Annotated in this window: 12 protein-coding genes; 2 read left to right on the plus strand and 10 right to left on the minus strand. The window is 68.1% G+C overall.

Going from position 1 to position 12,307, the window contains the following annotated elements; genetic code table 11:
- Nucleotides 1–174: 174 nt before the first annotated feature.
- The 7 genes from NMI01S_RS25375 to NMI01S_RS25405 all read right to left on the minus strand — a co-directional run bounded on the left by NMI01S_RS25375 (nucleotide 175) and on the right by NMI01S_RS25405 (nucleotide 7,309).
- On the minus strand, nucleotides 175–570 hold the full coding sequence (locus NMI01S_RS25375; protein ID WP_063001219.1) for a heat shock protein transcriptional repressor HspR: 396 nt from the start codon (nucleotides 568–570) through the stop codon (nucleotides 175–177).
- Nucleotides 570–1,742 (minus strand): molecular chaperone DnaJ, encoded by a 1,173-nt coding sequence (gene dnaJ, locus NMI01S_RS25380; protein ID WP_063001220.1) that lies wholly within the window; start codon nucleotides 1,740–1,742, stop codon nucleotides 570–572. Before dnaJ ends, NMI01S_RS25375 begins: the two co-directional genes overlap by 1 nt.
- A gap of 39 nt (nucleotides 1,743–1,781) precedes the next feature.
- Complete coding sequence (grpE, locus tag NMI01S_RS25385; protein ID WP_036506542.1) at nucleotides 1,782–2,438, minus strand: nucleotide exchange factor GrpE; 657 nt, start codon at nucleotides 2,436–2,438, stop codon at nucleotides 1,782–1,784.
- Nucleotides 2,435–4,276, minus strand: coding sequence for a molecular chaperone DnaK (dnaK, locus tag NMI01S_RS25390; protein ID WP_030516678.1), 1,842 nt, complete (start codon nucleotides 4,274–4,276; stop codon nucleotides 2,435–2,437). The genes grpE and dnaK overlap by 4 nt, the downstream gene beginning before the upstream one ends.
- Before the next feature lie 326 nt (nucleotides 4,277–4,602).
- The gene (locus tag NMI01S_RS25395; RefSeq protein WP_063001221.1) at nucleotides 4,603–5,253 is read right to left on the minus strand and encodes an HhH-GDP family DNA glycosylase; all 651 of its coding nucleotides are present in this window, start codon (nucleotides 5,251–5,253) and stop codon (nucleotides 4,603–4,605) included.
- Between the two features lie 145 nt (nucleotides 5,254–5,398).
- Entirely contained in the window at nucleotides 5,399–6,220 is an 822-nt protein-coding gene (locus NMI01S_RS25400; protein WP_063920860.1) for a DUF1707 SHOCT-like domain-containing protein, read from the minus strand.
- 9 nt (nucleotides 6,221–6,229) lie between these two features.
- Nucleotides 6,230–7,309 carry a DUF1707 SHOCT-like domain-containing protein gene (locus tag NMI01S_RS25405; protein WP_167669936.1) on the minus strand — a complete coding sequence of 360 codons (1,080 nt, stop codon included), beginning with the start codon at nucleotides 7,307–7,309 and terminating at the stop codon, nucleotides 6,230–6,232.
- Between the two features lie 89 nt (nucleotides 7,310–7,398).
- Here NMI01S_RS25405 and NMI01S_RS35060 point away from each other — a divergent pair, with 89 nt between their 5' ends.
- On the plus strand, nucleotides 7,399–7,569 hold the full coding sequence (locus tag NMI01S_RS35060; protein WP_157126355.1) for a hypothetical protein: 171 nt from the start codon (nucleotides 7,399–7,401) through the stop codon (nucleotides 7,567–7,569).
- 31 nt (nucleotides 7,570–7,600) lie between these two features.
- Entirely contained in the window at nucleotides 7,601–8,761 is a 1,161-nt protein-coding gene (locus NMI01S_RS25410; RefSeq protein ID WP_063001305.1) for a zinc-binding dehydrogenase, read from the plus strand.
- 4 nt (nucleotides 8,762–8,765) lie between these two features.
- On the opposite strand, the gene NMI01S_RS25415 is transcribed toward NMI01S_RS25410, so the two are convergent.
- The 3 genes from NMI01S_RS25415 to NMI01S_RS25425 all read right to left on the minus strand — a co-directional run bounded on the left by NMI01S_RS25415 (nucleotide 8,766) and on the right by NMI01S_RS25425 (nucleotide 12,270).
- Entirely contained in the window at nucleotides 8,766–9,623 is an 858-nt protein-coding gene (locus NMI01S_RS25415; protein ID WP_063001224.1) for an RNA polymerase sigma factor, read from the minus strand.
- A 44-nt stretch (nucleotides 9,624–9,667) separates the two neighbouring features.
- A complete protein-coding gene (locus NMI01S_RS25420) occupies nucleotides 9,668–10,555 on the minus strand; it encodes a haloalkane dehalogenase (protein ID WP_063001225.1) in 888 nt (295 codons plus the stop codon).
- Between the two features lie 119 nt (nucleotides 10,556–10,674).
- Entirely contained in the window at nucleotides 10,675–12,270 is a 1,596-nt protein-coding gene (locus tag NMI01S_RS25425) for a dynamin family protein (protein WP_245717017.1), read from the minus strand.
- Nucleotides 12,271–12,307 lie beyond the last annotated feature (37 nt).

The raw sequence follows: 12,307 nt of genomic DNA on the forward strand, positions 1-12,307 counted from the left end.
CCATGTATTTCGGCGTGTTCGGGAGTGGTCCTGCATGGCCCGATACGCGATTTTCAGATTTGCCGGTTGCATGCTGGGTCGCCGTCCGGCACCCGGATACGCGAACAGCGTCCCCGATCGGGGACGCTGTCGCACAGTGTGTTCGGTCGCGGAGCGATGCCGCGCCGACCTCGCTTACCGCCGTTTGTTGCGCGGCTGCCACACCACCAGTGCGGTGCTGCGTTGCGGCGGAGACAGATCGGGCCGATGCCCGGCCCGCAGGCGTTCGACCTCGGCGGTCAATTCACCCACCCGCTGCTGCAGCGCCTCGACCTGATTGGTGAGTTCGATGATCCGCTTGATCCCGGCCAGATTGACGCCCTCGTCCTGGGACAGGCGCTGCACCTCGCGGAGCAGTTCCACATCGCGGGACGAATAACGCCGGCCGCCGCCGGACGTGCGTTGCGGCGTAACCAATCCCAGCCTGTCGTAGGTCCGCAACGTCTGCGCGTGCATTCCCGCCAGCTGAGCCGCCACCGAGATCATGAAGTACTCGGTGCCGGTTGCCCGATTCTTCGGATCACCGTTCATTACGCACCTGCCCAACCTGCGCGCGGGTCGAACCCGCCGGCCTTCTCCGCCTCCGCGTAACGCCGTAGCGCCTCGGCGGCTTCGTCGTCCAGCTTCTGCGGTACCGCGACCTTCACCGTGACCAGCAGGTCACCGGCGCCGCCGCCGCGCTTGGGCACACCGCGCCCGCGCACCCGCAGCGTCCGGCCGTCGGCGGTGCCGGGTGGCACCTTCACCCCGACTCTGCCTTCCAGTGTAGGCACGGAAACCGTTGTACCCAGCACCAATTCGCTGTAGCTGACCGGCAGCACCAGGGTCAGGTCGTCGCCGTTGCGGCCGAAGACCTTGTCCTGACTGACATGGACGGTGACGTACAGGTCACCGGCCGGCGCGCCGCGCAGACCCGCCTCGCCCTGACCGGCCAGCCGGATCCGCTGCCCGTCGCGCACCCCCGGCGGAATGCGTACGGTGATAGTGCGGGTCCGGTTCTGGATACCGGTGCCGTGACAGTCGGTGCAGGGATCGTCGATGATCGATCCCGTTCCACGGCAGTCGTCGCAGGGTTCGCTGAACCCGAACGCGCCCTGGTTGCGGCTGATCACGCCGGTTCCGTTGCAGTGCGGGCACACTCGCGGGCTGGTGCCCGGCTTGGCGCCGCTGCCGTGACAGGTCGTACACGGCGACGGACTGGTCATCCGCAGCGGAACGGTCACGCCCTGGGCCGCCTCGCGGAACCCGAGAGTCGTCTCGGTCTCCACATCGCTGCCCCGTCGCGGGCGCGACGTGGTCCGGGTGCCGCCGCGGTTGAACAGGCCGCCGAGGATATCGCCCAGACCGCCGTCACCCGCCCCGGCGGCCGCACCGCCGAAGATGTCACCCAGGTTGAATTCGTTGGAGAAGCCACCACCGCCGGTGTAGCCGCCACCCGGTGCGTAACCGCCGCGGCCGAAACCGCCGCTGGCGAACAACCGCCGGGCCTCGTCGTACTCCTTGCGCTTCTCCGGATCGGCCAGCACGGCGTGGGCCTCGCTGACCGCTTTGAAACGCTCCTCGGCCTTGGTATCTCCCGGATTCTTGTCCGGATGCAGATCCCGGGCCAGTTTCCGGTAGGCCTTCTTGATCTCGTCCTGGGTCGCGCCGGAGGAAATACCCAGCTCTTTGTAGAAGTCCTTTTCCAGCCACTCCCGATTCACCGGGCATCTCCTCCTTCCGTCACGTTGCGCGACTGTGTGTTACTCGGCACCGTCGGCATCTCGGCCGGCATTCGCAGTGTCCGACGAGTCGGACAGATCCGCTACCCCATCGGTGACTCCGACCAGCGCATGGCGCAGGACGCGGTCGCCGAAGCGGTAACCCTTACGCATGACCACCCCGATCACCGGGTTGTGTCCCTCGCCCTCGTGCTGCACGGCCTCGTGCAGGGTCGGGTCGAAAGGTTCACCCTCGGCACCGAATTCCTCGAGGCCCTGCTTCTGCAGCGCGTCGGCGAGCTTGTCCGCGACCGACTTCAGCGGTCCGGACTCGAGATCGCCGTGGGCACGGGCACGATCCAGATCGTCGAGCACACCGAGCAATTCGGTGACCACCGCGGCCTTGGCCGAATCGATGGCGGCCTTGCGGTCGCGATCGACACGGCGGCGGTAGTTCGCGTATTCCGCGGTCAGTCGCTGCAGATCGGCTGTGCGCTCCGACAATTCGGCGCTGATGCTGTCGGCGAGGGCGTCACCCTCGGCGGCGGGGGCCGCGGCGGAATTCGCCGCGGCCTCGCTCACATCACCCTGCGGAGCGGACGGTTTCCCGTCCTGGTCGATCTTTCGGTTGTCGACGATGGTGACCGGCTCCTCTTTCGGGCCGTGGTTGTCGAGTGGCCCGCCACTGTGTTCCGTCACTTCTTCTCCGGCTCTTCCACGACCTCTGCGTCGACCACGGTGTCGTCACCGGCGGACGCGTTGCCCGCACCGTCGGCGGCGGCGCCACCCTCGGCGGCCGAAGCCTCGTAGATCGCCTGGCCCAGGGCCTGCGATTCGGTGGCCAGCTTCTCCACCGCGGACTTCACCGCGGCGATGTCGCTGCCCTGCAGGGCCTGCTTGGCCTCGGCGATGGCCGCTTCGACCTTCTCCTTGGTCTCGGCCGGCACCTTGTCGGAGTTGTCCGCGATGAACTTCTCGGTCTGGTGGACCAGCGACTCCGCCTGGTTGCGGGTCTCCGCCTCCTCGCGACGCGACTTGTCCTCGGCCGCGTGCGCCTCGGCGTCCTTGATCATCCGGTCGATCTCCTCCTTGGACAGGCCGGAGCCGTCCTGGATCTTGATCGTGTTCTCCTTACCGGTGCCCTTGTCCTTCGCGGTGACGTGGACGATGCCGTTGGCGTCGATGTCGAAGGTGACCTCGATCTGCGGCACGCCGCGCGGGGCCGGCGGGATGCCGGTCAGCTCGAAGGAGCCGAGCAGCTTGTTGTGCGAGGCGATTTCACGCTCACCCTGGAAGACCTGGATCTGCACGGACGGCTGGTTGTCGTCGGCCGTGGTGAAGGTCTCCGACCGCTTGGTCGGGATGGTGGTGTTGCGCTCGATGAGCTTGGTCATCACGCCACCCTTGGTCTCGATACCCAGCGACAGCGGGGTGACATCGAGCAGCAGGACGTCCTTGACCTCACCCTTGAGCACACCGGCCTGCAGGGCGGCACCGACGGCGACGACCTCGTCCGGGTTCACGCCCTTGTTGGGCTCCTTGCCGCCGGTCAGTTCCTTGACCAGCTCGGAGACCGCGGGCATACGGGTGGAGCCACCGACGAGCACGACGTGGTCGATGTCCTTGACCGAGATACCGGCGTCCTTGATCACCGACTGGAACGGCGCGCGGGTGCGGTCCAGCAGATCGGAGGTGATCTTCTGGAACTCGGCGCGGGTCAGCTGCTCGTCGAGGAACAGCGGGTTCTTCTCCGCGTCCACGGTGATGTAGGGCAGGTTGATCGAGGTGCTCTGCGAGGAGCTCAGCTCGATCTTGGCCTTCTCGGCGGCCTCGCGCAGGCGCTGCAGGGCCATCTTGTCCTTGGTCAGGTCGATGCCCGAGCTGGCCTTGAACTTGTCGACCAGCCAGGTGACGATCCGGTTGTCCCAGTCGTCGCCACCGAGGTGGTTGTCACCGGAGGTGGCACGAACCTCGACGACGCCCTCGCCGATTTCCAGCAGCGAGACGTCGAAGGTGCCGCCACCGAGGTCGAAGACCAGGATGGTCTGCTCTTTGTCGCCCTTGTCCAGGCCGTACGCCAGCGCGGCGGCGGTCGGCTCGTTGACGATGCGCAGGACGTTCAGACCCGCGATCTGGCCGGCCTCCTTGGTGGCCTGGCGCTGCGCGTCCTCGAAGTAGGCGGGCACGGTGATCACCGCGTCGGTGATCTCCTCGCCCAGGTAGGCCTCGGCGTCGCGCTTGAGCTTCATGAGGGTACGGGCGCTGATCTCCTGCGCCGTGTACTTCTTGTCGTCGATCTCCACGGTCCAGTCCTCGCCCATGTGGCGCTTGACGGACTTGATGGTGCGATCGACGTTGGTCACCGCCTGGTTCTTGGCCGGCTGCCCGACGAGAACCTCTCCGTTCTTGGCGAACGCGACGACCGACGGGGTGGTGCGCGAACCTTCCGAGTTGGCGACGACGACCGGCTCACCGCCTTCGAGAACAGCGATGACCGAGTTCGTGGTCCCGAGGTCGATACCGACCGCACGAGCCATAGTGGTTCCTCCTAGGTGATGTAACTGTGTGTGGTGCAGGGGCGACCCTGCGCGTGGCACCGTTCGTGCCGGTCGGACCTCGCCCCTGACACCGCACGGAGCACGGTCCTCAGCAACACTGAGCGTGGTCGGCTCAATCCTGCCCCCCGATCCCGTCGGAGTCAACCAGAGACTTGAGCCGCTTGCACTCAACCTTGCGTCGAACAGCTCAACGAGCGGGGCGGACGGTTCATTCCCGGCGGGGCGAAAAATTTTCCCGCGCCGGCGGCGATCACCCGGCCGGGCACCGCGATACGCGGATGACCAGGCGTTTCGATCTCCAGGGCTCAGCCGACGGCCGCGAGCACCTCGTCGGCCAGATCCTTGTCGAGACTCACCCGGACCAAGGCGGCGGCCAGTTCCGCGTCGTGACCGGAACGGCTCAGGCGATCGAGCCGCTTCGGATCGGTCGACAGATGCAGGAGATCGGCGCCCTTGCGCGCCCGGTCGTCGAAGTGTGGGCGCACCCAGGTCCAGACGTCCTGCACCTCGCGCAGGAAGATCTCGGCGCCGGTCGGCCCTACGCCCTTGAACTGCTGCAGGAGTTCGGCCAGCCGATCCGGATCGCGATCCGCTTCGTCGGCCAGTTTCCGCAGGTCGCCGTGGTAGCGGTCGAGCAGGATCGTGGCGTTCTCACCGAGCCGGGTGGCGGTCGATTCGTCGTAGCGGCGGTAGTGGCCGCGTCCCAGCGCGTCGACGAGATCCTGCCAGCCGGCCTCGGCGACACGCTGCGGGGTGCGATAGCCACTCGATCTCAGTTCGCGCGCGGCGGCGACAGCGATATCGGCGGTGATCGGGGCGCTCATCAGTTGAGCCAGCACCAGCAGCTGGAACAGCGGGGCCGGTTTGTCGGCGAGGGAGATTCCCGCCTCGGCCGCATAGGTCGTCCCCGCTCGGTCGAGCAGTTCCCGGGCGATCCGATCCTCGTTTCCGCTCATCTGCGACACCCCACTTTCGTCGACCGGCGATTCACTTCCCGGCTAACCCGAGACGCGCAGGTGAAACCCGCCCGAAAGGACGGGGCCGTGTTCACTGCCTCACGGCTGAGATCTTCACTGCCTTACGGCTGAGATGTTCACTGCCTCACGGCTGGGACTTGTAGACCACCAGCGGTTCGCCGGACGGCGCGACCACCAGGTGTCCGCTGCGAGCGCCTTCGGTGAAGATCGTGACCGTCGGCGGGTGGTCGGGCGCGGAGCTGTCGCGACCGATGATCAGATGGCTGACCTTCGTCTGCGGTGATCCCACGGTTCGCGGGGCGCCGGCCAGCAGGGCCGCCAACTTCGGCACATCGATCGTGCCGAGGTCGATCGGCGCGAGTTTCGGATCGCGGCTGCTGGTCGTCCAGGTGTCGAATTCGCCCTTGTAGGAGGCTCTTTCGGTGGTCGACGGATCCCCCGGGCGGGGCCGCTCGATCGAGGCATGCTCCGGCATCAGCGTCACGTCGTCGGCGAGCAGATCGCCGTAGTGCTGACGGTAATCGGAGAGGAAGGCTTCGATGCCGGCGGCGGTCGTCATATCCGGCGGCGTGGGATCGACGAGCGGACCGTTGTCACTGCTCACCCAGCCGCAGAACATTCCGATCAGCGCCGCGGCCGCCACGGCCCCACCGGCCACCATCCAACGCCTGGACCGTCGTCGCCGCGCCGGGCGCACGACGGGAGCGTCGACCAGATTGGCCGGAATCTGGAGATCGCCGATGACCTTCTCCACATCGGCGAAGGTGCGGGCGCTCATCGCCGCGGCGGTGCGCCGCCGATGATCGCCATCGGAGAGCTGGCCGTCGTCGCGGGCGGCGTCCAGCAGTGCGCAGGCGTCGACGCGATCCGAATCACGCACGCGCAGAGCACTGTTCGCGGCGGAGGAGGACGCGCCGGTACGGCGGGATGTGTCGAAAGTTCCCATCGGCGGCACCTATGTGTGGAATGGATAGACGCGAATCGGATCGCCTGCGGGCGTGGCCTCCAGGTACGCGTTCTCGTTGAAAGAATTGCCGACGTAGATGCCGATCGTCGGCACCTTGCTGATGGTGTCGATGCCCATGTCGATATGACTCACCGCGCCGCCGGGGACCTTCAGCAGCGGTACCGCCCGCGCGATCAGATCGCCCAGCGCGGCTGTGTTCACCGCGGCGAGGTCGAAGATCGGCTTGTCGGCCGAACGGGTGGTGACGGCGGTCGACGGCATGAAACCACCCCGATAGGAGTAGTCGGCCACCCGATTCGGTTGCCGCACCGAGGTGCGGTCGACCGAGGCATGATCGGGAAAGAGGGTCAGGTCGTCGACGGTGGTATCACCGAATTTCGCCTGGTAGTCACTGCGGAATTTCTCGAAGCCGGCGACCGTGGTGAGGTCGGGCGTCTCGATCACCATGGGCCGCACCACCTGCGGTGCCGCCGCTGCCACCGGTTCAGGCGCGGGGGCGACCCGATGGGTCAGCAGATATCCACCCACCGCCGCGGCCGTCACGGCCACCGCCACCGCCACCGCGCCCGCGAACCACGCCGTCCGGCTCTGTGTCCCCGCCCGCGGATCGATCGGCGCCTCGGCGGGGCGTTGCAGATCCGCGGTCAATTCGGCCAGGTCGCCGAGGGTTTCGGCGGCCGCGGTCAGATCGGTGAGGGTCTGATGTTCTTCCGCCGAGAGCTGGCCGTCGGCCAGGGCGGTGTCGAGGGCTCGGCAGGTTTCGGCCCGGTCGGCGTCGCGGGCACGGATATGAGCGGGATACCGGCCCACTCGCCGGGGTGGGCCCGGTGGCTGCTTCCATTGCGCACCGCCGGCGGGCGGTTGCAGGTCGTCGACCAGATTCCGCAGTTCGCCGACGGTCTTCGCGGTGGCCGCACGGTCGGACCGGTCGTGGTATTCGTCGGCGCCCAGTTGGCCCTCGTCGAATGCGGCATCGAGCAGGGTGCGCGCCTGAACCCTGTCCATATCGCGGGCCCGCATACTGCCGGGTGCGGGCATACCCGGCATTCCGGACCCAGAAGAGCTCACCCCTGGATGGTAGCGACTCGGCATCCGCATCTCGGCGTGTCGGAGCGGCACAGGGGGGCGACCCTCGACCTCGGAGGTCTTTCCGGCAGGTGACGGCCACCGGCGCGCAATCGGCCTTCACCGACGGCCCGATGCCGGGCTCCTCGGAGGTGGGCTGCACCGCACAGGGTTGCACCTCGCCGCTGGGGAAATTCCTGCTGGTCGACCTGCTCGGAAATCTGGACAATTTGTCCGCGGGTGTTCCTCCGCAATCCCGCTGATTCGGCACATCCCGCGCGGTACCGTGCGGATATGAAGGCCGTGGTGTGTTCGGAAGGCAAGCTGGAAGTCGCGGATATCCCGGCGCCGAAACCCGGGCCCGGCCAGTTGGTGATCGCGGTGTCGCGATGCGGCATCTGCGGATCCGATCTGCACGCCCGCCTGCACTGTGACGAACTGGCCGACCTCGCGGCCGTCACCGGTTATCCGAACTTCATGCGCTCCCATCAGCGTGTGGTGCTCGGCCACGAATTCGTCGGGGAGATCGTCGAATACGGTCCCGACTGCCGCAAACGCTGGCAGCCGGGCACCCGTGTAGTGGCACTGCCGATCGTGCGCAACGGGCGCACACCGGAATTGACCGGGCTGTCGGAGCAAGCGCCCGGCGGCTACGCCGAACAGGTCGTGGTGCAGGAATCCATGACGTTCCCGGTGCCCAACGGGCTGGCCACCGACCGTGCGGCGCTGACCGAGCCGATGGCCGTCGCGTGGCATGCGGTGCGCAAGGGGCGGGTCGGTCGCAACCAGCCCGCGTTCGTGGTCGGGTGCGGGCCGATCGGCCTCGCGGTCATCAGCATGCTGCGTGCCGCGGGCGTGAAAAACATCGTCGCCAGCGACTTCTCACCGCGCCGCCGCGAACTCGCGCGCCGGTGTGGCGCGAATGTGGTGGTGGATCCGAATCTGGAATCGCCGTGGACGGCCAACCCCGCGAAGGGCCGCATCTCCGGCGTCACCGATATCCTCAATCTGGGTTTCGACACCATGACGCGACTGCGCGGCATCCCGAAGCTGCCGTGGTGGTATCTGTTCCGCCTCGCGCACAGCCTGGACGCGGCGCCGGGCGGGCCGGTGGTGTTCGAATGTGTGGGCGTACCGGGCATCATCGACCAATTGCTCACCGACGCACCGCCTCTGACCCGCATCGTGGTGGTCGGGGTCTGCATGGAGACCGACCGTTTCCGGCCCGCGATGGCGATCAACAAGGAGATCGAACTGCGCTTCGCCTTCGGCTACGACCCGGGCGAATTCCGCGACACCCTGCACATGATCGCCCACGGGAAGGTCGACCCCGCCCCGCTGATCACCGGGACCGTGGGATTGGCGGGTGTCGACAATGCCTTCACCGCTCTGGGCAGTCCCGAACGGCACGCGAAAATCCTTGTGGACCCGTCGAGTTCACTGATCGACGTGTGATCGTTCAGCGGTCGAGCAAGGGGAAGCGACCGGAGTCCAGCAGGGTCGCGATCGCCTCCAGCCGGGCCGGCGGCATCGCGTAATCCGGATGGGCCCGCAGGATCGACGCGGCATCGTGCAGGCCGGCCATCTGCGCTTCGGCGTCGGCCGCGCTGCGACCACCGGGCGTCACCCGATGACCGGCGAGGACGGGCCTGCCGGGCCGCACCCGGCCCTGATCGACGGCGGTCCGCACGCGGCGTGAACATCGGCACGGCGCTGCCGGATTCGCCACCCCGCAGGTGGCGTTCAGGAAGTTGCCGAGCCGAGTTCGCGCCCGCTCCAATCGTTTTCGATAGGCCGCCGCGCCGATGCCGAGGATCCACGCGGCCTCGGCCGAGGACAGTTCGAAGACATCGGCGAGGACGAACGCGACCCGCTCGTCACGAGCGAGGCATTGCAGCATCGCCTGGCTGCAGACGAGCCGGACCTCCCGGGTGAGCACCGTCGCCTCGGGGCCCCGGTAGTCCTGTTCGGCCAGCCCCGCCAGCAGATTGGCGCCGAAGCCGTCCAGATCCAGCCGTGCCGATTCCTGCGGGCTGCGGCGGCGCTGATTCAGCAGATAGTTGACGCCGATGCGATAGGCCCAGGTCGTCAGCTTCGCCTCGCCGCGCCAACTCGCGAGATTGCCGACGGCGCGCAGCAGGATCTCCTGCACCGCGTCCTCGGCGTCGGACGGATTGCCGGTCATCCGTAAGGCCAAGCGGTACAGGGGATCCTGTAGCAGTCGCACCACCTCGGTGACGGCGCTTCGGTCACCGGCCACGGCGCGATCGACCAGGGCGGTTTCGGCCATCCGCTCATCGGCGTCGTCAACGCTCATCGACCTATCGTGCGGTGCCGCGGACGGCACCGCAACGGCGCAGGTCACTGCCGTGTTGTCCGGACCGTGGTTCGGGGTTCCGTGAGCCGCGAGTCGCGCAGCCAGGTCGCGACGGCCGCTCCGATCGCGTCGGGACGGTCCTCGGGCGCGTGGTGTCCCGCCGCACCGATTCCGACGACCTCGACCGCGGCGAAGGTCTGCCGCGCCCATTCCACCGCGTCCGACGATCCGAGGCCGACGCCGGCATCCACAGCCATCACCAGCTTGGGGATATCCGGTGTGGAAGCCATCCATCGGCCGTAGTTCTCCATGACGGCGGCGACGTCGGCGGGTTCGCCGTCGAACGGAATCTCCCTCGGCCACACCAACATCGGCCGCCGGGACTCCGGCGTCGGATAGGGCGCCCGATATACGTCCAGGTCGGCGGGAGTCAGGCTGCGGGCGCCGAACGGAAGGTTGAATTCGATGAACATGTTGTCGCGCAGGATCATCTGCTCGCCCTCCGGTGACCGGAACCGCCGGAACAGCTCCGCACCCTGCTCGGGCATCTCGGACCAGCGCAGCGGTCGCAGGAAAGTCTCGAGCACCGCGACGCCGCGCACCCGGTCGGCATGCCGCGCGGCCCAGTCCATACCCAGCGCACCGCCCCAGTCGTGCCCCACCAGCACGACCTCCTCCAGTTCCAGGGCATCGAACCAGGCGTCGAGGTAGCGGGCGTGATCGGCGAACCGGTAGGCGATATCGGGCTTGCCCGACTCCCCCATCCCGATCAGATCGGGCGCCAGCACCCGGGTCAGCGGGTCGACGTGCGGAATCACGTTGCGCCACAGATACGACGAGGTCGGGTTGCCGTGCAGGAAGACCACCGGAACCGGTCCGGTGCCGCTCTCGCGGTAGTTGACGAAGGAATCGAGAGTCACGACGGTTGGCATGATGTGTCCTCGGATCGGTGCCCGGCCGACTGTTCGGCCCTTACATCCGGTTTCGACACAGGCCGGACGTGGTTGTGACAGGCACCCACTGTGATGCGGGACACATCACCGTACGAGGGTCAGCGGGCGCGCGGCGGGCGCACCCGGCTCATCGGCGTGGTTTCCGGTTCCCGCAACTGGTCGACGATTCCCTCCGCGCTCCGCGCCGCGGTCAGACAGGCCTCGGTGGTGAATCGGTCGGCCAGCGGATGACGCGCCCGGCCACGCCACTTCCGCACCGCCGCCACCGCGTGCGCCTGCACTTCGCCGCCCGGAGCGTCCGGCGGTAGCCCCAGACGCAGGTGCGGTGCCACGCCGGAACCGCCGATCAACCGGTACAACTCGGTGACATCGTCCGCGGGCAGCGGCAATTCGTCGGTGCGCAACCGCCCGAGCAGACGCAGCTCGGCGAATCCGTGCACATCCGCCAACAGGCTGTTGATATGGGGCAGCAGGTCGTCGGCGCGCGTGCCCGGATGGGCGGCCACGATGCGCGCCACCGCCGTCAGCGCCGAATGCGCCTTCAGCTGATCGGCTCGCTGGGCGAACTGCACTTCCAGCACCGTGCGCAGTTCCTCCACACCGCTGCGCTCGGCGAGTTCCCGTGCCAGCGCGGCGGAATCGCGCACACCCAAGCGGATCAGCGTCACCGCCATGCGGATGCCGAACAGGCCGAACCGGGCCGCGAGATGCGCCCGCAGATCCGCCGGCACCGGCAAGGGCAGCTCCGGATGGGCGAATCGATCCGCGGACAACAGCGCGATGCTCAGATCGTCCACCGAGATCCGCGCCAGCGCCTCGAAGGCGTCGAATTCGCGCTGCCGCAGCGTCGCACCGGCGAAGGCGAGCAGACCGGCGACCGGAATGACGGCCTGGCACAACCCGGTTCGTTCCAGTTCGGTGGCGAATCGGGCCGAGACTTCGCGAGCCGAATGCAGGGCATCGATGCGGCCGGCGCCGATCTCGTCGGCCCGGGAAACCACGCCGATCACGCCGAGCGGACCCGAACCACCCTGCCGGACAGCACCTCCGGCGCCGATGCGCTCCAGGAATCCGATATCTGAGGCGTCCAGCCGGCGCAGCAGATAGACGACCGCGTCGGCCTCCGGCACGGTCACCGCCGCATCCGCGTCGGGTGTCAGCAGGCGCGAGGTGCGCAGCGACACCTCCCGCGACAGCGACGAAGTCCCCGGGGTGTCGATGATGGTGGTGCGCGCCAGGGTGGCGGCCGGCCACTGCACATCCAGATGGTCGACCTCGTGCTCACCGGCGGCGTTCCAGCGCAGCGCCGACAGGTCGAAACTCAACCCGTGCGCCCCGGGAAGCCCGTCCGCGCCGGGGGTGCGCCGCACCACCACATCGGCGCTCGCGCCGTCGGCGGCCAGGGCGCTCACCCGCGGCGCCGGGCCGTGGCGGTACCAGGTCACCATCCGGGTGCATTCGGTGGCATCGGTCGGCGCGATATCCTGCCCGACCAGCGCATTGAGCAATGTCGATTTACCCGCCTTGAGCTGCCCGGCCAGCGCGACCCGCAGCGGTTGGTCGAGACGGCGCGCACAGTCACCGAGCATCGCGGCGGGGCGCGAACGCGGCGCGTAGGCCTGGCGGGCGGCCGAAACCAACCGGCGCGCCTCCCCCACGATGCCCGGCGTCTGGTCGCTGACCTGGTAACTCACGCGTCGACCGTACCCGAGCAGTCCGGGAATACCGGTG

This window comes from Nocardia mikamii NBRC 108933, from assembly GCF_001613505.1.
Taxonomy (GTDB): Bacteria; Actinomycetota; Actinomycetes; order Mycobacteriales; family Mycobacteriaceae; genus Nocardia; species Nocardia mikamii.